Consider the following 26648-nt stretch of genomic DNA (forward strand, 5'->3'; position numbering starts at 1 on the left):
TCACAAATATGTCACACTTTCTTTTCCCCTATCAGGATGAGGATGTCAGGATGAAGCTTTCACTTTGGGCGCTTGCCGCAGCTGCTACGTTACCTTTTGCTGCCGGGACTGAGGCGCAAACCACGCCAGCGGGTTATCAGCTTGAGCAAGTGCTGATCATGAGCCGGCATAACCTGCGCGCACCGCTGGCTAATAACGGCAGCGTTCTCGAACAATCGACAGCCCGACAGTGGCCTGAATGGGATGTACCCGGCGGGCAGCTCACCACCAAAGGCGGGGTACTGGAAGTCTACATGGGCCATTACCTGCGTGAATGGCTTGTAGAGAATAAGCTGGTAACATCCGGTGAATGCCCGGCACCGGGTGCCGTTTACGCCTATGCCAACAGCCTGCAACGCACGGTGGCCACCGCGCAATTCTTTATCACCGGCGCGTTTCCCGGCTGCGATGTGCCCGTTCATCACCAGGAAAAAATGGGCACCATGGATCCGACGTTTAATCCGGTGATAACTGACGGGTCGGCAGCGTTCAGCGAGCAGGCGGTGAAGGCAATGGAGACGCAGCGCCAGAAGGATGCGCTTGATGAAAGTTATCAGTTGCTGGAAAAGATTACCCAGTTTGATCAGTCTCCCTCCTGCAAAGAAAAACAGGTTTGCGACCTGACCAGCGGCAAAGAGGTATTCAGTGCGAAAGTGCAGCAGGAACCTGGCGTATCGGGGCCGCTGAAGGTCGGTAACTCGCTGGTGGATGCCTTTACGTTGCAGTATTACGAAGGTTTTCCACTGGACCAGGTGGCCTGGGGCGAAATCAAATCTGACCAGCAGTGGCGCGTGCTGTCGAAGCTGAAAAATAGCTATCAGGATGCGCTCTTCACTTCACCCGCCGTGGCGCAAAATGTGGCGAAACCGCTGGTGAAATATATCGATAAAACCCTGGTGAGCGAGGCGGCGAAGGCAGCGAAAGTGACCCTGCTGGTCGGGCACGACTCCAACATTGCATCGCTACTGACGGCGCTGGACTTTGCTCCTTATCAGTTGCATGACCAGTATGAGCGTACGCCGATAGGGGGCAAAATTGTGTTTCAGCGCTGGAATGATCCAACGGCGAAACGTGAGCTCATGAAGATTGAGTACGTTTACCAGAGTAGCGAGCAACTGCGTAATGCAAACCCGTTGACGCTAAAAGAGCCTGCCCAGCGCGTGACCCTGGCACTGAAAGGGTGTCCGGTAGACGATAACGGTTTTTGCCCGCTGGAGAAATTTAATGCGCTGTTAAACGCGGCGGCGAAATAAAAAAAAGCCCCCGCTCAAGCGGGGGCGTGTCAGGTCAGACGTTCTTGCGCTCAATGGTTTGTTCGCCCCAGAAGAGCGAGTCTTTGTCCGTTTTTTCAAAGGCGCGCATTAGCACTTCATCGCTGCCTTCTTCCCAGATTTTCTCAGCCAGTACTTCGTCATAGTCCGCCACTTCGAAAATGGCTTCCGCTATCTCCGGTGAGGTGTTACGTAAGCTGGCCCATTCTCCCACGCGATGTGCTTTTGCTTCTTGAGTTGGCATAGAAATCCTCCTGTAAAACATTAGCCTTTGAGTTTGACCGCCAGACCGGCGACGTATTCACCTTGATAACGGGCGATGGATAACTCTTCCTGGCTCGGCTGCCGGGAACCATCCGCCCCGGCGATGGTTGTCGCGCCATAAGGCGTACCCCCACGAACCTGCGAAATATCGAACAGCTCCTGCGCGGCGTAGCCAATAGGCACGATAACCATCCCATGATGTGCAAGGGTAGTCCATGTTGAAGAGATTGTATGTTCCTGACCGCCGCCCGTCCCGGTTGAGCTGAAAACACTGCCGAGTTTGCCGTAAAGCGCGCCGGAGGCCCAGAGCCCGCCGGTCTGGTCAAGAAAGGTACGCATCTGACCGGCCATATTGCCAAAGCGGGTCGGCGTACCAAACAGAATGGCGTCATAATCAGTCAGCTCCTGCGCGGTGGCGACCGGCGCGGTATGGGTTTTGCCGCCCGCTTTAGCGAAGGCTTCAGCCGACATAGTTTCAGGCACACGCTTGACCACTACCTCCACGTTGTCCACCTTGCGTGCCCCTTCGGCTACGGCCTGGGCCAGGGTTTCGACATGTCCATACATGGAGTAAAAAAGCACCAGGATTTTAGCGCTACCAGGTTCTCTATTCTGCATTTATCAACCCTTCGTTGCGATGAGATCACCATTGAGTGTAGCAAACGAAACATCAGTTACTGACCCGGTGAAAATTCGAGCCGTAGAACAGGGCTATCGCCTGCGGTCAGAAGGGCCTGCGACAGCTCCTGATAAAAAGGTTCCACCCAGGGCATTGACCTTCAAAATACTGCCCGCTGTCGTTATTAATGCTTCTGGTTTCACCTTTAAGGATTGTCGCAATTTGACACATTTTTACCGCTGCCGTTTTTGCAATGCATAAGAGTGACTTATTAATTGATGAAAATAAAAATCGCTTTTTTGCAGGCGTAGCTGTTGCAGAATATTACGATTCACTGGCCGCTTGCCCTGGGTTTACTAAGATTAGATTCACGTGACGCAGATTATGGCGATGCCATAGCGGCACACGGTGAAAGAATCCTCTTTTACTGAATGCAGTATGATGACTAATGTTTCACTTAACCGGAGGTTCGAAATGGCAAACCATCGTGGTGGTTCAGGTAATTTCGCTGAAGACCGTGAAAGAGCATCAGAAGCAGGCCGTAAAGGTGGCCAGCAAAGCGGGGGGAATTTTAAAAATGACCCTCAGCGCGCCTCGGAAGCTGGTAAGAAAGGGGGCAAAAGCGGCCACGGGAACAGTCGCAGCAGTTAGTTAAGACTGATGCACCGTGGTGACGGTGAAGCTTCATTGTCACCGTCTGCTGACCGCCGGTTTATACCGGCGGTTTTTTATTGCCTGATGAACACTATAAAGGGCCCTGCGCTTAATTCGTCCTCAAGTGAGACAGGGGTTACTTGATGTATAGGGTTTATATAAGGTAAAAGATAAAACCTCATCCGCCCGCGCGCATTACCCCCGGTGCCATTTTCAGGCATGCGGGATGAGTAAAAGCAGCGCAAAAGAGGGGTTGAACTCCCTTTACTGACAACGCACACTACCGTTTTACGTTAACCGGTTTGCAACATGCGCCCCTCACGTTTTACCTTCTCGATCTCTGCCCAGGAATCTCTCCTGATCCTCATCACCATGTTCTGGGGCGGCACGTTTCTTGCGGTACAGTATGCCGTCACCCTCAGCGGCCCCTTCTTTTTTGTGGGCCTGCGTTTTGCCACGGCCGGGCTGGCTGTCGCACTTTTATCTCTGAAAATCCTGCGTGGCATCACCTGGCTTGAGGTAAAAGCGGGGGTCGCCATTGGTATTGCTATTGCCTTTGGCTACAGCCTGCAGACCTGGGGGTTGCAGTCAATTTCCAGCAGTAAGTCGGCATTTATCACTGCCATGTATGTGCCCCTGGTGCCACTGCTGCAATGGCTGTGCCTTGGGCGAATGCCAGGGCTGATGTCCTGCGTGGGGATCGTGCTTGCCTTTACTGGCCTCATTTTTCTTGCCGGACCAGAGGGAAATATGCTGGCGCTGGGCGAGGGGGAGCTTATTACCCTCGCGGGTGCGCTGGCGATTGCCGCGGAAATCATCCTGATCAGCGCCTGGGCGGGTAAAGTGGACGTGCGTCGGGTGACGGTGGTGCAACTGCTGACGGCCTCGGTAATCGCCTTTGCCTGTATGGCTCCGGCAGGTGAGTCCGTTCCTGAACTGTCGCCTGCTTTGCTGATGGTGGCGGCAGGGCTGGGTATTTTCAGCGCCATTATTCAGGTCACCATGAACTGGGCTCAACGTAGCGTCTCCCCAACCCGCGCCACGGTTATCTACACGGGGGAACCGGTGTGGGCGGGAATTTTTGGCCGCCTGGCAGGTGAGCGTCTGCCTGCTCTGGCTATCCTGGGTGGGGTGTTTATTATTGCCGGGGTGTTGGTAAGCGAACTGAAGCTTAGAAAGCGTAAGAAAGCGGCGCTGGCGACAGCGCCGGATGAGTCCTGAACCCTGCTCAGGCGGGGCTGAGAGCTCCCCGGTAATATGACGTTTTACAGCGATACCACGGCGAAATGAGAATAAAACCGTCACCACGATGAATGGGTCCGGCTGAAAATCGATGAGGCGTTGACGACTGACCGGGAGCCCGGGTCGCCAGGGGGGCGGTGAACCACCCTGGCACGTTCACGGGTTCTGTCGCTACAGACAAGCAAGGAACATAAGGTAAACGGAATGACCCTCAGCCCCGCATGTTTCCCCTCACCCTGGCCCTCCCCCAAAAGGGGCGAGGGGACCTTTCGTGCTCTCATTTTTTTCGAGGATCCTTCAGCAGGCGGGGGGACGGGGCAGGGTGTGGTAATGGCGGTTAAACCACATTAAACCGCCCGGATCGGGACGATGGGCGCTGTCTTCAATGGTGCAAAACAGAATATCATGCGTCCCCACGCTCATCACCTGGCTGATGCGACAGTCAAACGAGACCAGTGCGCCAGCCAGACGCGGGCAACCCGTTTCCCCGGTTTCCCAGTCTGCCGCACCGAAGCGTTCAGCCATAGAGGTCTTACCGCCAAAAAGGGTGGATAATGCCTCCTGGCCCGCTGCCAGGGTATTGACGCATAACGTCTGATTCTGACTGAACACTGGCCAGACCGATGCGGAGCGGTTAAGGCATACCAGTAGCGTCGGCGGTGAATCGGTCACGCTGCAGACTGCACTGGCGGTGAATCCCGCCTGGCCTGCCGGACCATCAGTGGTAATAATGTTCACCGCCGCACCCACGCAGGACATGGCATCACGAAAATGCTGTTGGCTGATTCCCATCTCTTCTCCTTAACGAAGCACGCAGGCATCGTCAAATGCCAGGCGCGGCAGACGCGCGTAAAGTTTACTTTCATCACCATAGCCAATGTTCACAAGCAGGGTGCTGCGAAAATCGCTGTCGGCAAAAAAGGTGGTATCCACGATGTCACGGTTAAATCCGGACATCGGCCCCGTATCCAGTCCCAGCGCCCGGCAGGCGAAAATAAGATAGGCCGCCTGCATCGCGCTGTTACGAAATGCCGTCTCCTGGGCCAGTTCAGGACTTGAGGTAAACCAGCTCCGGGCGTCACCGTGCGGAAAGAGGGCAGGGAGTTTGTCGTAAAAGCGATTGTCCCAGGCGACAATCGCGGTGACCGGCGCGCTCAGGGTTTTTTCCAGGTTACCGCCGGAAAGGGCCGGACGCAGCTGCGCTTTACCTTGCGGAGTGCGGATAAAGACAAAACGGGCCGGGCTGCAGTTGGCCGACGTGGGTCCCATCTTCAGCAGATCGTAAATCTCTTGTAATGTCGCGTCGCTGACCATCCTGTCCTGCCAGCCGTTGTGGGTACGTGCGGCAGTAAACAGGGTATTCAGCGCACTTTGGCTAACGGCTTCACTCATAAATACTCCTTTTGCACCGCTGCCGTAGCGGGCAGCACTCTTGCCAGCCCCTCGAGCAGCAGACCATTAAACTCATCGCTTTCGGTTACATTGCAGGCGTGACCGCCGCGGGCCATCACCACCCTGATGCTGTTAACAAGCGCCTGGTGCAGCGCCTGCGAACAGGTACAGGGGACCAGCATGTCATCCTGCGAACAGATAATGAGCGCCGGAGCGCGGATCTGACGGGCCGTGGCGCTGAAATCCGCTTCTTTCAGGGCCTGTAAACGGCGCTGGAGATTGTGTTCTCCCTGAAAGTGCGCAAGGGCCAGGGCCTCCTCCGCTTCCAGGCGCGGGGCATGGGCTGAGAGCCAGTCCGCCGGATAGAGAAACAGCGGCTGCGCCTCCACCCAGGCAGGCGGCCCACCCGCCTGCAATAACCGTTCGCGAATATGAAAACAGCGACGGGTGTGTGTATCCAGCGATAACCAGCCGTTCACCAGTACCAGGGCGCTGACCGACTGCGGATAATCCAGCGCCAGCTGCATTCCCACCAGCGCACCCAGCGCATGACCGACCACGCAAAATCTTAGGATCCCCGCCTGTTGCAGCGCGCTTTGCAACTCGCCCGCCATGTCGCTTATCTGGTAATTATCCGGCAGGGTGGCCGGATTGTTTCCCGTGCCGCACTGGTCGTAACAGACCACCTGATAGCGGGCCGACAGCGCCTCCCTCTGCGTCAGCCAGTAGCTCCCGTTACCGCCCAGTCCGGCAATCATCACTATGACAGGCGCGCCGGGGTAAGGGGCCGGGGTAAGGGAAATGTTCATGGCAGCCTCACTTGCCGATATGGGCAACGGTAGCAATTTCCACCAGTGCTTCCGGCTTCACCAGCCCACACTGGATGCAAAAGCGTGCGGGTTTATCGCCAGGGAAAAACTCGGCATAGATTTCATTAATCGCGGCGTAGTTTTTCCAGTCGGTGATAAAGATGCTGTTGAATGTCACGTCCTCCATCGTACCCCCCGCCGTCTCGATAACGCTGCGAATAGTCTCGAGCACATGGCGGGTTTGCGCCTTTGTGTCGCCGGGGAACACCACATTGTTCTGCTTATCAAAGGGCAGTGTGCCGGAGACATAGACCACGCCATCGGCCAGCGTGCCGGGAACAAAAGGGGCGATGGGCGTGGTGGTGCCAGCGGGAATAATGACCTGTTTTGGCATAAGTGTGCTCCTAAGCAATATTCATAAGTGGCTGGGGAGAGAGGGCGGAACAGAAGGTATCGACGTCGCTGACCCAGCCAAAAAAGGTTTCGATATTAAAAAGCGCCGCCTGCTGCGCAAACGCCGGACCGGCCTGATGGGTGGCGTCTTCGAGCACGATGCCGAAATACTCCAGAAAGAAGCCATCACGCAGGGTTGACTCCACGCAGACGTTGGTGGCAATACCAGTGAAAACCAGATGGCGAATGCCCCGGCTGCGTAACATGCTGTCCAGTGACGTATTGAAAAAGCCGCTATAGCGCGGTTTGGGCAGCACAATGTCCCCTTCCTGCGGCACCAGCTCATCCACCAGTTGGTAGTCCCAGCTGCCTTTCGCCAGCAATGTCCCTTTCAGTTCAGGGTGCTTACGCATGGTTTTCAGGGCATTGGATTTATGCCAGTTAGGCGATCCTGGCCCGCCGGCTTCTACGTACTGGTCATCCCAGCCGTTCTGAAACCAGATAATTTGCATTCCTGCCGCACGGGCGGCCGCCACGGCGGTGTTGATCTTCGCAATCACCGCAGCCGTGGCGGAGACATCAAATCCGGCAAGATCGAGATATCCTCCCTGGCTTGCATAGGCATTCTGCATGTCCACCACAATGAGTGCACTCTGCGCCGGTGTGAAAGAGACCGCTTCAGGACGGGCGGGTAATGTCAGCATCAGGCTACCTCCCTGGTGGGGGCGGCGATATGGCTTCGGCACTGCATCAGCGGTTGGATCCGCTCACCAAAATCTTCCACACCCTGAAGGAAATCATCGAAGGTCAGGAGCACGCCGTCGGTGCCCGGCACGGTCGCCACCTCGTCGAGCAGACGTGCTACCGTCGCGTATGAACCCACCAGGGTGCCCATATTGATATTGACCGCGGAGGTCGGGTCCGCCATCTGGCGCACGTTGGTGTCACTGCCGGAACGGGTGTCTTTCTGACTCTGTTCGGTCAGCCATGCCAGCGCTTCGTCATCGGCTCCCGCTTTGTAGTGTTCCCATTTGGCACGGGCGGCCTCGTCGGTTTCGTCGGCGATGACCATAAACAGCACATACGAACCGACATCACGCCCGGTTTTCTGCGCCGCTTCGCACATGCGCTGAGCCGTAGGGGCAAAAGCGGTAGGCGTGTTAACCCCCTTGCCGAAGCAGAAGTTGTAATCAGCATACTGCGCGGAGAAGGCCATCCCGGCATCGCTCTGCCCGGCACAGATAACTTTCATCGGCGTCGACGGCTGCGGGCTGACGCGACAGTCATTCATGGTGAAAAATTCACCTTTAAGGTCGCTTTTGCCGCTGCCCCACAGATCACGAAGCACCTGTACATACTCCGTCAGATAGTCATAGCGACGGGAAAAGTACTCGTCCCCCGGCCATATGCCCATCTGCTCATATTCCGGTTTTTGCCAACCGGTCACCAGATTCACACCAAAGCGCCCGCCGGAGATGGAATCGATGGTCGAGGCCATACGCGCCACAATAGCCGGGGGAAGGGTCAGGGTGGCGGCGGTGGCATAAATTTGAATGCGTGAGGTCACGGCCGCCAGCCCGGCCATCAGAGTGAAGGACTCAAGGTTGTGATCCCAGAACTCGGTCTTGCCGCCGAACCCCCGCAGCTTGATCATCGAAAGTGCAAAGTCGAAGTGATAATGCTCCGCCTTTTGCACAATCGCCTTGTTCAGCTCAAAGGTCGGTTTGTATTGCGGCGCATGGGTGGAAATGAGCCAGCCGTTGTTGCCAATCGGAACAAAAACACCAATTTTCATCTCGTACCTCGCGTTGTCAGGTGAAGGGGGGCGTGGTGTGGCTGATTGCCGAATTCTCTGCCGGTCATACTTCACGTTTCAGCAGTGTTGGCTTCGCTTGTCCACCCCATTCACTTACCTGAGTAAGCTACTGGGATCTGCGCTTGCCGCCTTGCTGCATCGTGAATGACATAGGGCAGTACGCCTTCCGAGAACGGGTTTGCAAAGGCGATGCCAGAATTGAAAAAGGTATTGTTGTCAACGTGTTAAATAAAAGTTGGCAAAATGAGAGTGAAAAAAGTGGACTGAATGGTCAAATAGAGTGCACAAAAAACAGGCAGCTTTGCGCTATTGCTGTGCAGGGGTCGAGTCCGCACCGGCCATTTGCTATGCTTGGCGCAAAGGGTAAAGGAGAGCGATCATGGCGCAGGGTACGGCGAAAAAAACGGGCAAACGCATGCAGGCGGTGAATGAGAAACGCGGGGTTATTCTTGCCGCAGCGCTGGAAACCTTCTCTCTGTATGGCATTCATGGCACCCGCCTCGAAAAAGTCGCCGAGCGGGCCGGGGTATCGAAAACCAATCTGCTCTATTACTACCCGTCGAAGGAGGCGCTCTATCTTGCGGTACTGCAACAGATTCTGGACGTCTGGCTGGCGCCGCTGAAAGCGTTTCGTGAAGATCTTGCCCCGCTGGTGGCTATTCGTGAGTACATCCGCCAGAAGCTTGAAGTCTCGCGCGATAACCCTCAGGCCTCACGGCTTTTTTGTCTGGAGATGTTGCAGGGGGCGCCGGTGCTGAATGCGGAACTCAGCGGGACGCTAAAAACGCTGGTGGAGGAAAAATCGGCGATCGTTGCTGGCTGGGTGGCCAGCGGAAAACTGGCCCCGGTTGACCCGCATCATCTGATTTTTATGATCTGGGCATCGACCCAGCACTACGCCGACTTCGCCTCCCAGGTGGAGGCGGTGACCGGCAAAAATTTACAGGATGAAGCCTTCTTTAACAGCACGGTGGATAACGTGCAGCGGATGATCATTGAGGGCATTCGCCCGCGTTAACCGGCTGGCGGCAACGGGCAGCTCATATCTCCCTCCTCGCACTGTAACAGGGAGGAGAGCCAGGCTTCACGCTCAATGGTTTTGTCGGCGATACACTGGTTATGAATCATCGGCTGGACGCTGCCACCTTCGACACCCGAGGCGATGAACTCACAGTCGGCATCGCGCAGTGTAATCCAGGCCTGCTGCGCCTTTTTCATCAACTCACGTTGCGCGGGGGCGGCGCGTTTCAGCGCGTCCTGCCAGGTCTGGTTAAGTTTTTTATCCGCGGTCTGTGCCTGCTCAGCGGTGCACATGTTCATGGCAGTCTGGGTACTGGCGTTGTCGCACTCATCCGCCAGAGCACCTGCGCTGGCCAGCAGGGTTGCGGCGGCAATCAGGATAATTTTCATCTTCTCTCCCTGTTTAGCAAGACCCCGGTAACGGCAGATGACCGGGGCGATGGCTGTAGTTTATCCTATGGTCATTAAACTGGCATTACCGCCTGCCGCCGCGGTGTTGACGCTTAACGAACGTTCAATCCACAGCCGTTCCAGCAGTATATTGCGCTCACCACGTGCAAAGCCCTGCACCGAAACAATCGCGCCATCACGGGCGGCAACGTCGGCACAAAGCTCACGCAGTTGATCGGAGTCGCCGTGGTATATCACTGCATCGAAGCTTTCAGCCATCAGCGTTTCCGCAGGTGCGAGCGCAATATGCGGCCCCAGCGCGTCCGGCAGCTGTTTTAGCAGATCGCGATGCATACCGTCTTCCGGCCACAACACTTTACAACCGCATGCCAGTGCAGCGGCCAGCTGGACCAGGGCGTCCGGGGCATTATCCGCTATACACAGTACCCGCTCGCGCGGCAGCAGCGTCAGGGTGTTACGCTCACCGGTAGGGCCAGGAAGGATGCGCTGCGTACCTGCCTGCGCCAGCTCAGCGAAGGTGCGACACTGTGCCTGCAGATCAGGTTTACCAGCGGCCCACTCACGCAGAATCTCTAACGGCCCAAGCAGGGCGGATTTGATCTGCGTGTCCGCCGCTGTGGTGCCGTCCTGGCGGGACAGCGTGCGCAGTACCGCGTCCTCCGGTCGGCTTGCCAGCAGGCGGTAGAGGTAAAGCGGGCCTCCCGCTTTCGGACCCGTGCCGGATAAACCCTCTCCGCCAAACGGCTGCACGCCCACCACCGCACCTACCATATTGCGGTTCACATAGAGGTTCCCGACGTGCGCCCGCCCGGTGACCTGACCGATGGTTTCATCGATACGGGTATGTACGCCCAGGGTCAACCCGTAGCCGGAGGCGTTGATCTGACCGATCAGCTCATCGAGTTGGTTACGGCTGTAGCGCACCACGTGCAGCACCGGACCAAAGACCTCTTTTTGCAGTTCGTCGAACCGCTCAAGCTCAATCAGCGTAGGCGGCACGAAGGTGCCGGTGCGCCATTCACGCGCGTCGGTGCTGTTTTCCTGCACGGCCTGGAAGACGGTGCGGCCTTTGGCGCGTAGCGCGGCTATGTGTTTCTCGATATTCTCTTTCGCTTCGGCGTCGATAACCGGGCCAATGTCGGTGGTCAGACGGCCTGGATTACCCATCCGGCATTCTGCCATCGCACCGCGCAGCATCTTCAGCGTATGGTCAGCAATGTCGTCCTGCAGGCAGAGCACACGTAACGCGGAACAGCGCTGACCGGCGCTATCAAACGCCGAGGCCATGACGTCAATCACCACCTGCTCGGTGAGCGCTGAGGAGTCGACGATCATGGCGTTCATCCCGCCGGTTTCTGCAATCAGCGGGGTCGGACGGCCCTGTGGGTCAAGACGCGTTGCGACCGTGCGTTGCAGCAGGGTGGCAACGTCGGTGGAGCCGGTGAACATTACGCCACGCACGCGCTCATCGGCGGTGAGTTGCGCCCCCACCGTTTCGCCACGCCCTGGCAGAAGCTGCAGTACGCCGGGCGGGACGCCCGCTTCCAGCAGAATGGCAATGCCCTGGGCGGCAATCAGCGGGGTTTGCTCTGCCGGTTTTGCCAGCACGGTGTTACCTGCCGCCAGCGCCGCGGCGATTTGCCCGGTAAAGATAGCCAGCGGGAAGTTCCACGGGCTGATACAGACAACCGGTCCGAGCGGGCGGTGGGTAATGTTATCGAAATCGTGACGCACCTGGCCGGCGTAGTAGCGCAGGAAATCCACCGCTTCACGCACCTCAGCAATGGCGTTGCTGAAGGTTTTGCCCGCTTCGCGTACCAGCAGGCCAATCAGCGACTGCATCTGATCTTCCATCAGCACGGCGGCACGCTCAAGGATAGCAGCGCGCTCCTGAGGTGGCGTGGCAAACCAGATAGGGGCCTGATTTAGGGCATTATCCAGCGCCTGGGACACTTCAGCTTCAGTGGACTCACGCACGTAACCGACAATATCTTTTGGCTCTGCCGGGTTGATTACCGGTTGCATCTCTGCGTCGGCAACCGGTGTCTCCAGCAGCGGTTTGGCCTGCCATTTTTGCGCCGTACCGTTAAGCAGGGACGCAGAAAGAGAGGCCAGGCGGTGTTCGTTCGCAAGATCAAGCCCTGCGGAATTTACGCGTCCTTCACCATAAAGCGCTCGCGGTAAAGGGATCTTCGGATGGGGGAGGCCGACGCCGCCTTCCTGACGGGCGAGTTTTTCCACCGCAGTAACCGGGTCGGCAACCAGTTCATCAATCGGCAGGGTGGCATCTGCAATACGGTTCACAAACGAGGTATTTGCCCCGTTTTCCAGCAGACGGCGCACCAGGTAGGCGAGCAGCGTTTCATGGGTGCCCACCGGTGCATAAATGCGGCAGGGACGGTTAAGCTTGCCGTCATTGATTTTGCCCACAACCTGCTCATACAGCGGTTCGCCCATGCCGTGCAGGCACTGGAACTCATACTGGCCCGGATAGTAGTTCTGACCGGCCAGGTGATAAATAGCCGCCAGAGTATGGGCGTTATGGGTAGCAAATTGCGGGTAGATGAGGTTCGGCACGGCCAGCAACTTTTTGGCGCAGGCAATGTAGGAGACGTCGGTGTAGACCTTGCGGGTATAGACCGGATAGCCTTCCAGCCCCTCCATCTGGGCGCGTTTGATTTCGCTGTCCCAGTAGGCGCCTTTGACAAGACGGATCATCAGGCGGCGACGGCTGCGGCTTGCCAGATCGATCAGGTCATCAATCACGAACGGACAGCGCTTCTGGTAAGCCTGAATGACGAAGCCAATCCCGTTCCAGCCTGCCAGTTCCGGCTCAAAACACAGTTTTTCCAGCAGATCGAGTGAGATCTCGAGGCGGTCGGCCTCTTCGGCGTCGATATTAATCCCGATATCGTACTGGCGCGCCAGCAGGGTCAGGGATTTCAGACGTGGGTAGAGCTCATCCATCATGCGATCGTACTGGGCGCGATTGTAGCGGGGGTGCAGCGCCGACAGTTTGATAGAAATGCCCGGTCCTTCATAGATACCACGTCCGTTAGAGGCCTTACCGATGGCGTGAATCGCCTGCTGATAAGAGAGCATATAGGCGTGGGCATCTGCCGCCGTCAGGGCTGCTTCACCGAGCATGTCGTAGGAGTAACGGAAACCTGTCTCTTCGAGCCTGCGGGCATTTGCCAGGGCTTCAGAAATGGTTTCGCCGGTTACGAACTGCTCACCCATCAGGCGCATCGCCATGTCGACACCCTTGCGGATGAGGGGCTCACCACTTTTGCCGATAATCCGGTTGAGGGAGCGGGAGAGACTGGTTTCGTTATGGGTCGACACCAGTTTGCCGGTAAACAGCAGGCCCCAGGTGGCCGCGTTCACAAACAGCGAGGTACTGCGGCCGATGTGTGACTGCCAGTTGCCGTTGCTGATCTTATCGCGAATGAGGGCATCGCGGGTAGCTTTGTCCGGGATGCGCAGCAGCGCTTCGGCAAGGCACATCAGGGCCACGCCTTCCTGCGAAGAGAGAGAAAATTCCTGAAGCAGACTTTGCACCATTCCCGCTCTGCCAGAAGCCGTTTTCTGGTTACGCAGTTTTTCGGCCAACTGGTACGCCAGCTGTTGAGACTTTTCGGCAACCGGTGAAGGAAGGCGCGCTTGTTCCAGGAGCATGGGCACGGCGTCGGTTTCCGGGCGGCGCCAGGCGGCGGTAATGGCGGCACGGGTGACGGACTGCGGCAGAATATTTTCTGCGAAGTCGAGGAAAGGCTGCGGTGTTTCCTCTACCGGCGTTTCCGTGTCGTCAAAATCGGATGCGCCAGTAATATGCGTGACGGGCAGTTCCGGTACCATCTCATTGTTTTCCAGTTTTTCCAGATAACTAAAGATGGCCTGTTTAATCAGCCAGTGCGGTGTACGATCAATTTTTGCCGCTGCCGCTTTCAGGCGTTCCCGCGTAGCGTCATCAAGCTTAACCCCCATGGTCGTGGTGCCCATGACTTTCTCCTGTGAATTCGTGGTGAGCTGACTATCCGTCATGTTGCAACTTTGTGCAACCATGTTAAATGTCAACTTTGTGACAAGGTTAAATCGCGTAATAAGTTAATTGTATGTTACTTAATTTAAGCGCTGTTCTAACGTTCAGAGAGTGGGATATTTGCGGTGCATAACACTTTTATAAGGTGCAACCGTAAAAAGTGTGATTAAGTGCAACCTCTTAAAAAGACCCTCTCGTCGCGGGATGCAATTGATGTGAATGCAGTGTTAAATCAATTGTGAATAAGCGAGGCTTCCGGCAGGATACGGGCGCTTTATACAATAACCACATCCTCACCTCGTTCCGGTGGTGGAATAAAAGCGGCAAAGATGACAGTTGCCGACGAATAATCCTGGAGAATTTCGATGGAAATTAGCACACCACTACTGGTGACATTTCTTGTTTATATCTTTGGCATGATCCTTATCGGATACTTTGCATGGCGTTCAACGAAAAATTTCGACGATTATATTTTAGGGGGGCGACGCCTCGGGCCGCTGGTTACTGCGCTGTCTGCGGGTGCTTCCGACATGAGCGGGTGGCTGTTGATGGGCTTGCCCGGCGCCATTTTCATTTCCGGGATTTCTGAAAGCTGGATTGCCATTGGCCTGACGCTGGGTGCGTGGGTCAACTGGAAGCTGGTGGCAGGCCGTCTGCGCGTGCATACCGAACACAACAATAACGCCCTGACGCTGCCGGACTATTTCACCGGACGCTTTGAAGATAAGAGTCGTTTGCTGCGTATTATCTCGGCAGTAGTGATTCTGTTGTTCTTCACCATCTATTGTGCCTCCGGCATCGTGGCAGGCGCGCGCCTGTTTGAGAGCACCTTTGGCATGACCTATGAGCAGGCTTTATGTGCCGGTGCCGCTGCCACCATCATCTACACCTTTATCGGCGGCTTCCTGGCGGTTAGCTGGACCGACACTGTGCAGGCCAGCCTGATGATCTTTGCGCTTATCCTGACGCCGGTGATTGTGATTATCTCCGTGGGGGGCTTTGCTGACTCAATGGAAGTGATCAAGCAAAAAAGCATTGAAAACATCGATATGCTCAAAGGTCTGAACTTTGTGGCCATTATTTCGCTGATGGGCTGGGGGCTGGGTTACTTTGGCCAGCCGCACATTCTGGCGCGCTTTATGGCGGCGGACTCCCACCACAGCATCGTACATGCGCGTCGCATCAGTATGACCTGGATGATCCTCTGCCTTGCCGGTGCGGTAGCGGTCGGCTTCTTTGGTATCGCCTATTTTAACAACCACCCTGAGCAGGCGGGGGCGGTTAACCAGAACGCCGAGCGCGTGTTTATCGAACTGGCGCAGATCCTCTTCAACCCGTGGATTGCCGGTGTGCTGCTCTCTGCCATTCTGGCGGCGGTGATGTCTACCCTGAGCTGCCAGCTGCTGGTGTGCTCCAGCGCGTTGACCGAAGATTTCTACAAAGCCTTCTTCCGCAAAAATGCTGGTCAGAAGGAGCTGGTGTGGGTTGGACGCGTGATGGTACTGCTGGTGGCGCTGGTCTCTATTGCGCTGGCGGCGAACCCGGAAAACCGCGTGCTGGGTCTGGTGAGTTACGCCTGGGCAGGCTTCGGTGCCGCCTTCGGTCCGGTGGTGCTGTTCTCCGTCATGTGGTCGAAAATGACCCGCAACGGGGCGCTGGCCGGGATGGTGATTGGTGCGGTAACGGTTATCGTCTGGAAACAGTTCGGCTGGCTGGGCCTGTACGAAATTATTCCGGGCTTCGTTTTCGCCAGCATCGGCATTGTGGTCTTCAGCCTGCTGGGTAAAGCGCCCACCGCGGCAATGGAAAAACGCTTCGCCGAGGCGGATGCCCATTACCACTCCGCACCGCCGTCGCGCCTGCAGTAACACCTTCTCTGACTGAGCCCGGATTTGCGGGCTCAGACTCCACCCTCGCAGCAGAAAAATTGTCACAAACAACGTTTCAGAATTTAACGTGATTTCCGCTACCTGACTGCTTCAGCGGCATGCAAGTTACACAGCCTTTTACTTTTTCACGCCATACGGCAACCCAGCAGCTTGCGATTCCACCGGGTTGTGGGATATTTTTCAGCAATACAATATCTCCTTATCGACAACTTTGTTCTTTATAACGGCACGTCAGCAACGCATTTCCACGGAGGGAATATGCTCAGACGCGCAATCTGCTTTTCAGTCCTGTCACTCATGTCCATTCCCGGCACTCAGGCCGGTATTCAGCTTGATGCCACCCGCGTGATTTACCCACAAGGGAAACAAGAAACAACGCTGGGCATCAAAAATGAAGCCAGCGACCCCCGTATGATTCAGGCATGGGTGGATGCGGGGGAAGAGAATAATGCCAGACCGCCGTTTATTGTTATGCCGCCGATTTTCCGCCTCGACCCCGGTAAAGGGCAGTCGCTGCGTATTAGCTTTATTGGCGGCGAGATTCCCCGTGACCGTGAGTCGGTGTTCTGGGTGAATATTCTGGAGGTCAGACCGCAGCCGCAAGGTAAAAAGGCCGGGACGGAGAATTATATGCAGTTCCCGGTGCGCACACGGCTGAAACTTTTTTACCGGCCAAAGGGGTTGCCGGGTTCACCGGAGGCGGCGGTTTCGCAACTGCACTGGCGGCGGGGAACGCATAATGGAATCGAGTGCATAAACCCCAGCGCATTTACTGTTTCTTTTCAGGATATCCGGCTGACGCCGCCCTCCGGGGAGCAAGATATCAGTCAAAGTGGAATGTGCCCGGCAAAAGGGCAACAACTATTTCTTCTGCAGGGAAAGGAACAGGCCGCACAGGGGAAAGTTTTTTTTACCACTATCAATGATTATGGCGGTTATACCCGGCATGAAGCCGCTTACCAACACCAATAATTTAACCTCGTGTGCGCGCCTTACGGGGCAGGGAAATACATGATGAAAATAATACCTTTTATTGTGAAGTTCGCTCTTTTCTCAGGGCTGATTGTCTTAAGTCCGCTGTGCCAGGCATATTGTTATATAACCAGTGGGGGGCCGCAGATTATCTGGGGGAACGCGCTACCTGCAAATATCACTGTCCCGGCAACGCTGACAAAGGGACAAAACATTGGCAATTCTTTCACGATCGGCTGGGGGACGGGGCCTTATATATATGTAAGCTGTGGTACATCTACTATTTACGAACTCCTCCAGAAAGGGAGTTTGTCATACCTTACAACGAGTGGTGGTTATACATTATTTGACACCGGGGTCCCAGGTGTGGGTATAAGAATGTGGAGTGCTTACAATAATGTGCAGATTAGTAACGGCACGAGTCTTTACTTTACCGCCACTAATTCCTCTAACCCCCAGCCTTTCTTCTTTCAGTCATTGTACGGGCAGTATGTCGCTACCGCCACCCAAATCACCCCAGGAACAACCACGCTCAGTGGGAAAGATGCCGCCTATGGTTATCTGAGCGAATCATATAGCATATACAGTGGAGTGAGAGGTGTGACATGGAAATTTAACGGCAATACCACATTCACTGTCAGCTCCTGCAAGACACCGGATATTACCGTTCCACTCGGCTCGCATGCCGCCAAAGATTTTGCCGCTGTTGGCAGTAACAGCCAGCCGGTACCCTTTAACTTTCAAATCAACAACTGCGCTGCCGGGATGACCTCGGTGAGCTATACCTTTAAACCCGCAGCGGGGATCACGCTGCAGGGCTCCGGTAATAACCAGTATCTCACGCTCGACAGCGGTTCGACGGCGAGCGGCATTGGTGTACAGGTGCTGTATGAGGATGGCATCACTGCCGTGCCGTTTAACACCAAAACGACGTTTTCAGGCTACGTAAAAGCCACGGGCGGCAGCTACACCATTCCCATGAAAGCCCGCTACGTGCGCACCGGCACCATCATCGCCGGAACGGCCAATTCGGCGGCGGAATTTGTGATGACATATGAATAAGTGATTATTGCCGGGTAGAGATTTCTGAAAAATGGTTTCAGGCGATTTCTACCCGACATGTTATCCCTCTGATTTATTTTAGCTAAATAATCCTTCGGGTCCTCCTGCCAGTATGAATCTCAGGCCAGCAGGCTGGCCCGCCATCTCTTCTTTCGGTAAAATTCCCGGATACAAGATATTCTTATTGAAAGCTGCGTCCTCTATAACTGCGCGCCAGCGGCACGTTTTTCCAGGGAGGAAATCATGTCAGGACGCGCGCTCCGCTTTTTCTGCTTTACCGTTTTTACCGTTATTCATTTAGCCACCGCTCAGGCGGGCATTACGCCTGATGCCACCCGTGTGATTTATCCGGAAATCAGAAAAGAGGTGACCCTCGGAATTAAAAATGATTCCGCAGCGCCGCGCCTTATTCAGGCGTGGATGGATGCGGGCGAAGGCAATGATTCGACACCACCTTTTATTATCATGCCGCCGATTTTCCGCCTGGATCCGGGTAAAGGGCAGTCGCTGCGTATTCGTTTTACCGGCGGCGAGGTTCCCCGCGACCGGGAGTCGGTGTTCTGGATTAATGTGCTCGAGGTCAGTCCGACCCCACCGGGTAAAAAGGCCGGGACGCAGAACGTGATGCAGTTCCCGGTACGCTCCCGGCTGAAGCTGTTTTACCGGCCAGAGGGGTTGCCGGGTTCGCCAGAGGAAGCCGTTAAAACATTGCAATGGCGTCTGATGCCGGGCAAAAAGGGTGCAGAGCTCGAGTGCACTAACCCTTCGGCATTTAACGTTTCGTTTCATGACATCCGGCTGACACCACCCTCTGATGTGGATAAAACAAAACTGAACGGTATGTGCCCGGCAAAAGGGCGGGTGCTATTTACTCCGCCACACACCGGCCAGCAGGCGCAGGACACAGTCTTTTTCTCAGCTATCAGTGATTCAGGGCTTTTCCATTATCAGCAGGCGCGATTCATAAATTAAAGCCAGCGGCAGATTATTCTTGTTGGGGTGTTAAATATGGTTTATTACAGGTTTTTACTAAAAACAGCTGCGTTATTTTTACTTCTGCTCGTCAGCCGGACGGCGCTGGCTGGGTGTACCGCTAATGCGAAAGATTATACGTTAACGCTGCCGGCAAACTCGTTTACGGTGGGGAGCAATGTGCAGCCCAATACAGCGCTTGGCCCTGTCATCACTTTTAATCCTGGTGCGGCGGATGCTGGTTATTTTGTTTGTACCGGTTCTCGGCTGGCTTACTTTGTAAAGTATGCATCGGTGATGGAACCTTCTGGTTTTGAAGGGATCTATAAAACTAAAATTCCCGGGATTGGTGTAAAAATAACAACAACGCTTAGCTATATTCGTACAGTGACTGAATCCGTTGGTAATATTGAAAAAAGATTAATAATAGTCTTGGGTCAGACATATAACACCATAACATTTCGTCAGATTACCGTTCAGTTTTATGTTATTGGCCCTGTGACTCAGTATGGTAAAATGGATTTATCGGATTTTGTGGTTCAGGGATGGATTAATAACGATCAATATAGCCCAGTTATTACTGATGGCGCAGTTTTCAATAATATAACTTTTGCAGCAAGCGCCATTGAAATTAAACCCGGCGCCTGTACCACCCCGGATATTACCGTTGACCTCGGCAAACATGCCGCTTCGGATTTCCCCGCAGCGGGGGCAACCAGTACGCCTGTCTCGTTTAATTTTGAAATCAACAACTGCGATCCGGGCCTCAATTCGGTCAGCTATACCTTCAAACCCGCCTCGGGAATAACGCTTCAGGGCTCCGGTAATAATCAGTATCTGACGCTCGACAGCAGTTCGACGGCGAGCGGCGTGGGGGTACAACTGCTGAAAAACGACGGCATCACCGCCGTGCCGTTTAACGTGAAAACAGCGTTTACAGGCTACGTAAAAGCCACGGGAGGCAGCTACACCATTCCCATGAAAGCCCGCTACGTGCGCACCGGCACCATTAGCGCGGGAACGGCAAACTCGGCGGCGGAATTCGTCATGACGTATGAATAAGTGATTATTGCCGGGTAAAGATTTCTGAAAAATGGTTTCAGGCGATTTCTACCCGGCATGTTATCCCTCTGATTTATTTTCGCTAAATAATCCTTCGGTTCCTCCTGCCAGTATAAACCTCAGGCCAGCAGGCTGGCCCGCCACCTCTTTTTTCGGTAAAATTCCCGGATACAACATATTCTTATTGAAAGCTGCGTCCTCTATAACTGCGCGCCAGCGGCACGTTTTTCCAGGGAGGAAATCATGTCAGGACGCGCTATCCGCTTTTTCTGCTTTACCGTTTTTACCGTTCTTCATTTAGCCACCGCTCAGGCAGGCATTACGCTAAATGCCACCCGTGTGATTTACCCGGAAGGGAAAAAAGAGGTGACGCTCGGAATTAAAAATGATTCCTCCGCGCCGCGTCTTATTCAGGCGTGGATGGATGCGGGGGAAGGCAATAATGCTAAAACACCGTTTATTATTATCCCGCCGATTTTCCGTATCGACCCTGGCAAAGGGCAGTCGCTGCGTATTAGCTTTATTGGCGGCGAGATTCCCCGTGATCGGGAGTCGGTGTTCTGGATAAACGTGCTGGAGGTCAGCCCCACACCGCCGGGTAAGAAGGCCGGGACGCAGAACGTGATGCAGTTCCCGGTGCGCTCCCGGCTGAATCTGTTCTATCGGCCAGAGGGGTTGCCGGGGTCGCCAGAGGAGGCCGTTTCTATGCTGAAGTGGCGAATGCTAAAAAATAATAAAATTGAATGTGAAAACCCTACGGCATTTAACGTTTCTTTTCACAATGTAAGCTTCACAGGTGCCAGCAATCTTAAGCAAGGAGGGATGTGCCCATCCAGAGGAAGACTTGATTTTTCACTGGAAAATTACACCCCCACGGGAAAAATTTTTTTCACAGCGATTGATGATGAAGGTGGCTTTCACTTCCATCAGAAAAATTATTTGAATTAATAATTATGCTTTGGAGGGGAGTATGTTTTATTTTAATATGTGCTTAAGAACGGCCATCACCTTCTCATTATTTATGCTAATGACTCCGCAAATAATGGCTAAATGTTCTTTTGTAATTGGCAATAATGTGGTGAATAGTACAGCCACAGTATTGGAGGAATTTTCATTGCCAAGCAATACTACACCTGGTACAAAAGTGGGTAGCTTTGTTCTGATTCCTGCTGGTGGTAAAACTAAAATAACATGTAGCTCTTATGGACAGTATCACCGATATGATGGTGGTACTTCACAAGTGATCAACGGTATTCCTGTATTTACTACAAATATTAAAGGTCTTGGGGTGGCAATATCAACGACCGTATACGGGTTTTATGGAACACCGCAAGTCCGTTATGTCTCACACAATCCAGCCGATATTTACGCATCATCACCAGGCGCACCTACATATGATGCATTTATACCCGAGTATTCTCTCCAGTTTTATGTCATTGGCCCTATGCAATCTGGGGATGCATCTCTTAATCCTATAACTGTTGGTGAGTATGTGACAGAGAATATGGCACCTCTCAAGCTGGGAACCGATCAGTTAGAATTCGCCACTATTACCATTTCTGGTAATGTGAAGCTCAGGGCGTTTGCTTGTACTACACCGGATATCACCGTTGATCTTGGCAAACATGCCGCTGGCGATTTTGTTTCAATTGGGGCTACCAGCACCCCAGTGTCATTTGAATTCCGAATTAATAATTGCGATCCAGGGATAAATTCTGTGAACTACACTTTCAAGCCTGCCTCTGGGGTAACATTAGTCGGAACTGGTAACACTCAATACTTGACGCTTGACAGCAGTTCGACGGCAAGCGGGGTGGGGGTTCAACTGCTGAAAAACGACGGCATCACCGCCGTGCCGTTTAATACAAAAATCGTTGCACCGAATACTGGCGGCCCGAATGGTTATAACAAAACGACTGGCGGAAGTTTTTCTATCCCGATGAAAGCCCGCTACGTGCGCACCGGCACCATCATCGCCGGAACGGCCAATTCGGCGGCGGAATTTGTGATGACATATGAATAAGTGATTATTGCCGGGTAGAGATTTCTGAAAAATGGTTTCAGGCGATTTCTACCCGACATGTTATCCCTCTGATTTATTTTAGCTAAATAATCCTTCGGGTCCTCCTGCCAGTATGAATCTCAGGCCAGCAGGCTGGCCCGCCATCTCTTCTTTCGGTAAAATTCCCGGATACAAGATATTCTTATTGAAAGCTGCGTCCTCTATAACTGCGCGCCAGCGGCACGTTTTTCCAGGGAGGAAATCATGTCAGGACGCGCGCTCCGCTTTTTCTGCTTTACCGTTTTTACCGTTATTCATTTAGCCACCGCTCAGGCGGGCATTACGCCTGATGCCACCCGTGTGATTTATCCGGAAATCAGAAAAGAGGTGACCCTCGGAATTAAAAATGATTCCGCAGCGCCGCGCCTTATTCAGGCCTGGATGGACGCGGGCGAAGGTAATGATTCGACGCCACCTTTTATTATCATGCCGCCCATTTTCCGCCTGGATCCGGGTAAAGGGCAGTCGCTGCGTATTCGTTTTACCGGCGGCGCGGTTCCCCGCGACCGGGAGTCGGTGTTCTGGATAAACGTACTGGAAGTGAGCCCCACACCGCCGGGTAAAAAGGCCGGGACGCAGAACGTGATGCAGTTCCCGGTGCGTTCCCGACTGAAGCTGTTTTACCGGCCAGAGGGGTTGCCGGGTTCGCCAGAGGAAGCCGTTAAAACATTGCAATGGCGTCTGATGCCGGGCAAAAAGGGTGCAGAGCTTGAGTGCACTAACCCTTCGGCATTTAACGTTTCGTTTCATGACATCCGGCTGACACCACCCTCTGATGTGGATAAAACAAAACTGAACGGTATGTGCCCGGCGAAAGGGCGGGTGCTATTTACTCCGCCACACACCGGCCAGCAGGCGCAGGACACAGTCTTTTTCTCAGTTATTGGTGATTCAGGGCTTTTCCATTATCAGCAGGCGCGATATATAAATTAAAGCCAGCGGCAGATTATTCTTGTTGGGGTGTTAAATATGGTTTATTACAGGTTTTTACTAAAAGCAGCTGTGTTATTTTTACTTCTTCTCGTCAGCCGGACGGCGCTGGCTGGGTGTACCGCTAATGCGAAAGATTATACGTTAACGCTGCCGGCAAACTCGTTTACGGTGGGGAGCAATGTGCAGCCCAATACAGCACTTGGCCCTGTCATCACTTTTAATCCTGGTGCGGCGGATGCTGGTTATTTTGTTTGTACCGGTTCTCGGCTGGCTTACTTTGTAAAGTATGCATCGGTGATGGAACCTTCTGGTTTTGAAGGGATCTATAAAACTAAAATTCCCGGGATTGGTGTAAAAATAACAACAACGCTTAGCTATATTCGTACAGTGACTGAATCCGTTGGTAATATTGAAAAAAGATTAATAATAGTCTTGGGTCAGACATATAACACCATAACATTTCGTCAGATTACCGTTCAGTTTTATGTTATTGGGCCTGTGACTCAGTATGGTAAAATGGATTTATCGGATTTTGTGGTTCAGGGATGGATTAATAACGATCAATATAGCCCAGTTATTACTGATGGCGCAGTTTTCAATAATATAACTTTTGCAGCAAGCGCCATTGAAATTAAACCCGGCGCCTGTACCACCCCGGATATTACCGTTGACCTCGGCAAACATGCCGCTTCGGATTTCCCCGCAGCGGGGGCAACCAGTACGCCTGTCTCGTTTAATTTTGAAATCAACAACTGCGATCCGGGCCTCAATTCGGTCAGCTATACCTTCAAACCCGCCTCGGGAATAACGCTTCAGGGCTCCGGTAATAATCAGTATCTGACGCTCGACAGCAGTTCGACGGCGATCGGCGTGGGGGTACAACTGCTGAAAAACGACGGCATCACCGCCGTGCCGTTTAATACAAAAATCGTTGCACCGAATACGGGCGGCCCGAATGGTTATAACAAAACGACGGGCGGTAGTTTTTCTATCCCCATGAAAGCCCGCTATGTGCGCACCGGCACCATTAGCGCGGGAACGGCAAACTCGGCGGCGGAATTTGTGATGGCGTATGAATAAAAGGGTGTATATCCACCATGAAAATTATTTCGTGGTGGATAATATCGGCTGGCAAGCGGAGCAATAATCTGGTGAAATTAAGTAACATTCTTTCCTGAATTGTAACGTATCTATCTCTTGAATGAGGTTAAATGGTTTAAAGCCTTTGTTTCTTAAGGTGTTAGAAGTTTGCCCTTGTGAGCCGTTGGTGGAGTTATTATCAGCGTTACGTTGCAAACCGAGTGTCATTAAATGTAAACTTCCGCGATGTAATTTATTCATAGTGACAACTCCGCTTTTTATCATTGTAAGTCGAAAGATAATATTTCTTGAGGGTAAGAAATATAATGAGACTTACGATTAAAAGTTGTTTTTTGTTCAGTCTATGTACACTCATGCCCCCTGTTCAGGCCGGTATTATGCTTGATGCGACACGCATAATTTACCCACAAGGCAAAAAAGAAGTGACGCTGGGGGTGAGCAACAAATCCACTGAGCCACGTTTGATTCAGACATGGATTGATGCTGGCGAAGAGAATAATACTAAAGCACCTTTTATTGTGTTGCCGCCTGTTTTCCGACTGGATCCAGGTAAAGGAAATTCACTCAGAATTCAGTTTACGGGTGGTGATCTCCCCCATGACCAGGAAACCGTTTACTGGATTAACGTGCTGGAAATTAGTCCTCCTCCTAAGGCTAAGATAGCCGGCACGCAAAACTTTATACAGTTTCCTGTTCGTTCCCGGTTAAAAATATTTTTCCGCCCAACTCATTTGCAGGGCAATCCAGGGAAAGCTATTTCTGGACTCCGCTGGCGATTGATATCGGGTGAAAAAAAAGACAGAGTCGAGTGTTATAACCCGTCACCCTTCACTGTTTCTGTCCGTCATATTCAACTCGCGCCGCCATCCGAAATGATTGCGATTAAACAAAGTGGCATGTGCCCGGCGAAAGGCACCGGAACATTTCATGTGAGCAAAGTAATACCCCCATCAAAAGGGAAACTTTATTTTACCACTATTAATGATAATGGCGGCTTTGATAACCATGAGGCGCAATTTCACCATTGATGTTGAGCATCTTTCAGGAGAGTAAAGATGAAATTTACCAGGGTGTTGCATTTAATTTTGTCAGTGTTGCTTATCAGCTATAGTCATATTAGCCTGGCAGCGTGTACGGTAAGTAGTACCGCGGTTTATACAGCTAATTTTTCACAAAAACAGTTTACTGTTGGAAAAGATCATGTCCCTGGTACGCCGATTGGTGATGCAATCATCCTGAACTCTACTTCTCGTATCAATGAGGGAATAAGTTGTGGGGGAAGTACATTATACTTTTTCCAGCAATATGCTAACCCCATGCAGCCCACCATCTATCCTGGCATTTTCAAAACTGATGTCGAAGGTATTGGGATGAAATTAACCCCTTACGCCCCGACCGATCCACGTGTCTATCACAACGATGTAGGTAATGATCCTAACTTATGGTTCGCACCTTACTATGCTCCAGGCCTTAATGTATTTGGTCCTGCTCCTGATCAGTACACGCTACAGTTTTATGCTATCGGGCCAATTTCAACCGGAGATGTTGTGATGAGTGGACCCTGGGTCAAGGGGTCGGTGAATGATGTCAATTCTCCAGGGGTATTCGTCGGGACCTTTAATATCAATGGAACCGTAAAGTTTACGGCAGCATCCTGCACTACACCGGATATACCGCCGGTACAACTTGGTAAACATGCGGCTACTGATTTTCCTGCAGTGAACGCAACCAGCGAAGCGGTTTCCTTTAATCTCCAGGTTAATAATTGCAATCCTGGGATGGCTTCGGTCAATTATACCTTCCGACCTGCTGCTGGCGTGACGCTGGTAGGTTCCGGCAATACACAATACCTGACGCTAAATGGAGCTTCACTGGCAACCGGCGTCGGTGTTCAGGTTCTCTTTGATGACGGTGTGACTACCGTACCCTTCAATACGAAGATTGCCGTACCGAATACCGGGGGAACTCAGGGTTACGATAAAATCAATGGTGGTAGCTTCGTCATTCCCATGAAGGCCCGCTATATACGCACTGGAACAATGACCGGCGGCACGGCCAATTCTGCACTGGAATTTGTTATGTCATATGAATGACGATAAGGGATGACGGGTCTTGCTTATCTTTTTGTTGATAAAGCAGTTTATTTACGTTTTTATCACTGCTCTTATAACAACGAGGATAGCCTGATGAAAATTAAGACAGGGGTCACTGCACTAATAATCGCAGCAGCATTAACCGGGTGCGTGGCACCTTCTCAACGCCAGGCGGCGCCGGAGCAAACCTGTAAAGCAGACAACCAGATGCAGCAAACGACCCTCTACTTTGGTTTAAATCGCCCGGCGGGAAAGGAGATTACCGGGGCGGAGTGGCAGCAGTTTGTGGACGGTGACGTCACGCCGCGTTTTCGCGAGGGGTTGACGGTGTTTGACGCACGCGGGCAGTGGCTGGGCAATGACGGCAAAATAGCGCGTGAGTCGAGCAAAGCGCTGATGCTAATCCACCCTAAAGACGTCGGAAGCGAAAAGAATATCGAAGCATTACGGGGTATTTATACATCCCGCTTTGCCCAGGAGTCAGTAATGCGTGTTGACCAGCCGGTGTGCGTGCAGTTCTGATATAAAAA

The 26648-nt window shown here is 53.2% G+C and carries 27 protein-coding genes; 16 read left to right on the plus strand and 11 right to left on the minus strand.

The window, feature by feature from the left end; genetic code table 11:
- Positions 1-50: 50 nt before the first annotated feature.
- Entirely contained in the window at positions 51-1292 is a 1242-nt protein-coding gene (gene agp / locus M1D91_RS08580) for a bifunctional glucose-1-phosphatase/inositol phosphatase (RefSeq protein ID WP_437431356.1), read from the plus strand.
- A gap of 34 nt (positions 1293-1326) precedes the next feature.
- Here agp and M1D91_RS08585 read toward each other — a convergent pair whose 3' ends face one another.
- Both M1D91_RS08585 and wrbA read right to left on the minus strand, forming a co-directional pair.
- Entirely contained in the window at positions 1327-1554 is a 228-nt protein-coding gene (locus M1D91_RS08585) for a YccJ family protein (RefSeq protein WP_437431357.1), read from the minus strand.
- 20 nt (positions 1555-1574) lie between these two features.
- On the minus strand, positions 1575-2192 hold the full coding sequence (gene wrbA / locus M1D91_RS08590; RefSeq protein WP_437431358.1) for an NAD(P)H:quinone oxidoreductase: 618 nt from the start codon (positions 2190-2192) through the stop codon (positions 1575-1577).
- A gap of 475 nt (positions 2193-2667) precedes the next feature.
- Between wrbA and M1D91_RS08595 the strand changes: the two genes are divergently transcribed.
- Together M1D91_RS08595 and M1D91_RS08600 are read left to right on the plus strand one after the other, a co-directional pair.
- Entirely contained in the window at positions 2668-2844 is a 177-nt protein-coding gene (locus tag M1D91_RS08595; RefSeq protein ID WP_437431359.1) for a con-10 family general stress protein, read from the plus strand.
- A 312-nt stretch (positions 2845-3156) separates the two neighbouring features.
- A complete protein-coding gene (locus M1D91_RS08600) occupies positions 3157-4068 on the plus strand; it encodes a DMT family transporter (protein WP_437431360.1) in 912 nt (303 codons plus the stop codon).
- A 318-nt stretch (positions 4069-4386) separates the two neighbouring features.
- Here the strand turns inward: M1D91_RS08600 and rutF are convergent, their stop codons facing one another.
- From rutF to rutA, 6 genes are read right to left on the minus strand one after another with little or no spacing between them, the layout of a single operon-like run.
- A complete protein-coding gene (rutF, locus tag M1D91_RS08605) occupies positions 4387-4881 on the minus strand; it encodes an NADH-dependent FMN reductase RutF (RefSeq protein ID WP_437431361.1) in 495 nt (164 codons plus the stop codon).
- 9 nt (positions 4882-4890) lie between these two features.
- On the minus strand, positions 4891-5481 hold the full coding sequence (locus tag M1D91_RS08610; RefSeq protein ID WP_437431362.1) for a malonic semialdehyde reductase: 591 nt from the start codon (positions 5479-5481) through the stop codon (positions 4891-4893).
- On the minus strand, positions 5478-6290 hold the full coding sequence (gene rutD / locus M1D91_RS08615) for a pyrimidine utilization protein D (RefSeq protein ID WP_437431363.1): 813 nt from the start codon (positions 6288-6290) through the stop codon (positions 5478-5480). Before rutD ends, M1D91_RS08610 begins: the two co-directional genes overlap by 4 nt.
- Positions 6291-6297: 7 nt before the next feature.
- Positions 6298-6684: a pyrimidine utilization protein C gene (rutC, locus tag M1D91_RS08620; RefSeq protein WP_437431364.1), complete on the minus strand. Its 387-nt coding sequence runs from the start codon at positions 6682-6684 to the stop codon at positions 6298-6300.
- Positions 6685-6694: 10 nt separating this feature from the next.
- Complete coding sequence (gene rutB / locus M1D91_RS08625; RefSeq protein WP_437431365.1) at positions 6695-7387, minus strand: pyrimidine utilization protein B; 693 nt, start codon at positions 7385-7387, stop codon at positions 6695-6697.
- Positions 7387-8478, minus strand: a complete 1092-nt coding sequence (gene rutA / locus M1D91_RS08630; RefSeq protein WP_437431366.1) for a pyrimidine utilization protein A — start codon at positions 8476-8478, stop codon at positions 7387-7389. Before rutA ends, rutB begins: the two co-directional genes overlap by 1 nt.
- A 400-nt stretch (positions 8479-8878) precedes the next feature.
- Here rutA and rutR point away from each other — a divergent pair, with 400 nt between their 5' ends.
- On the plus strand, positions 8879-9517 hold the full coding sequence (gene rutR, locus M1D91_RS08635) for an HTH-type transcriptional regulator RutR (protein ID WP_437431367.1): 639 nt from the start codon (positions 8879-8881) through the stop codon (positions 9515-9517).
- Here rutR and M1D91_RS08640 read toward each other — a convergent pair.
- Both M1D91_RS08640 and putA read right to left on the minus strand, forming a co-directional pair.
- A complete protein-coding gene (locus M1D91_RS08640) occupies positions 9514-9909 on the minus strand; it encodes a lysozyme inhibitor LprI family protein (protein WP_437431368.1) in 396 nt (131 codons plus the stop codon). The two genes, rutR and M1D91_RS08640, sit on opposite strands and share 4 nt — an antisense overlap.
- Before the next feature lie 60 nt (positions 9910-9969).
- Positions 9970-13932, minus strand: a complete 3963-nt coding sequence (putA, locus tag M1D91_RS08645) for a trifunctional transcriptional regulator/proline dehydrogenase/L-glutamate gamma-semialdehyde dehydrogenase (protein WP_437431369.1) — start codon at positions 13930-13932, stop codon at positions 9970-9972.
- A 405-nt stretch (positions 13933-14337) separates the two neighbouring features.
- Here putA and putP point away from each other — a divergent pair, with 405 nt between their 5' ends.
- The 9 genes from putP to M1D91_RS08690 all read left to right on the plus strand — a co-directional run bounded on the left by putP (position 14338) and on the right by M1D91_RS08690 (position 24004).
- A complete protein-coding gene (putP, locus tag M1D91_RS08650) occupies positions 14338-15840 on the plus strand; it encodes a sodium/proline symporter PutP (protein ID WP_437431370.1) in 1503 nt (500 codons plus the stop codon).
- A gap of 279 nt (positions 15841-16119) precedes the next feature.
- Positions 16120-16833 (plus strand): fimbrial biogenesis chaperone, encoded by a 714-nt coding sequence (locus M1D91_RS08655; RefSeq protein WP_437431371.1) that lies wholly within the window; start codon positions 16120-16122, stop codon positions 16831-16833.
- Positions 16834-17433: 600 nt separating this feature from the next.
- Positions 17434-17895: a fimbrial protein gene (locus tag M1D91_RS08660; protein WP_437431372.1), complete on the plus strand. Its 462-nt coding sequence runs from the start codon at positions 17434-17436 to the stop codon at positions 17893-17895.
- Between the two features lie 243 nt (positions 17896-18138).
- Positions 18139-18867 carry a fimbrial biogenesis chaperone gene (locus M1D91_RS08665; protein WP_457976164.1) on the plus strand — a complete coding sequence of 243 codons (729 nt, stop codon included), beginning with the start codon at positions 18139-18141 and terminating at the stop codon, positions 18865-18867.
- 36 nt (positions 18868-18903) lie between these two features.
- Positions 18904-19929: a fimbrial protein gene (locus tag M1D91_RS08670; protein ID WP_457976166.1), complete on the plus strand. Its 1026-nt coding sequence runs from the start codon at positions 18904-18906 to the stop codon at positions 19927-19929.
- Positions 19930-20172: 243 nt separating this feature from the next.
- Entirely contained in the window at positions 20173-20877 is a 705-nt protein-coding gene (locus M1D91_RS08675) for a fimbrial biogenesis chaperone (RefSeq protein ID WP_437434561.1), read from the plus strand.
- Positions 20878-20899: 22 nt separating this feature from the next.
- Positions 20900-21952 (plus strand): fimbrial protein, encoded by a 1053-nt coding sequence (locus M1D91_RS08680; protein ID WP_437434560.1) that lies wholly within the window; start codon positions 20900-20902, stop codon positions 21950-21952.
- A 243-nt stretch (positions 21953-22195) separates the two neighbouring features.
- On the plus strand, positions 22196-22924 hold the full coding sequence (locus M1D91_RS08685; protein ID WP_457976167.1) for a fimbrial biogenesis chaperone: 729 nt from the start codon (positions 22196-22198) through the stop codon (positions 22922-22924).
- 36 nt (positions 22925-22960) lie between these two features.
- Positions 22961-24004: a fimbrial protein gene (locus tag M1D91_RS08690; protein ID WP_457976169.1), complete on the plus strand. Its 1044-nt coding sequence runs from the start codon at positions 22961-22963 to the stop codon at positions 24002-24004.
- A gap of 24 nt (positions 24005-24028) precedes the next feature.
- Here the strand turns inward: M1D91_RS08690 and M1D91_RS08695 are convergent, their stop codons facing one another.
- Positions 24029-24265 carry a hypothetical protein gene (locus M1D91_RS08695; protein ID WP_437434459.1) on the minus strand — a complete coding sequence of 79 codons (237 nt, stop codon included), beginning with the start codon at positions 24263-24265 and terminating at the stop codon, positions 24029-24031.
- Between the two features lie 137 nt (positions 24266-24402).
- On the opposite strand from M1D91_RS08695, the gene M1D91_RS08700 reads away from it, so the two are divergent.
- The 3 genes from M1D91_RS08700 to M1D91_RS08710 all read left to right on the plus strand — a co-directional run bounded on the left by M1D91_RS08700 (position 24403) and on the right by M1D91_RS08710 (position 26640).
- Positions 24403-25053, plus strand: coding sequence for a fimbrial biogenesis chaperone (locus M1D91_RS08700; RefSeq protein WP_437434458.1), 651 nt, complete (start codon positions 24403-24405; stop codon positions 25051-25053).
- Positions 25054-25080: 27 nt separating this feature from the next.
- The gene (locus M1D91_RS08705) at positions 25081-26118 is read left to right on the plus strand and encodes a fimbrial protein (protein ID WP_437434457.1); all 1038 of its coding nucleotides are present in this window, start codon (positions 25081-25083) and stop codon (positions 26116-26118) included.
- Between the two features lie 93 nt (positions 26119-26211).
- A complete protein-coding gene (locus M1D91_RS08710) occupies positions 26212-26640 on the plus strand; it encodes a DUF3574 domain-containing protein (protein WP_437434456.1) in 429 nt (142 codons plus the stop codon).
- Positions 26641-26648 lie beyond the last annotated feature (8 nt).

The sequence above is a fragment of the Enterobacter sp. SA197 genome (assembly GCF_054131575.1).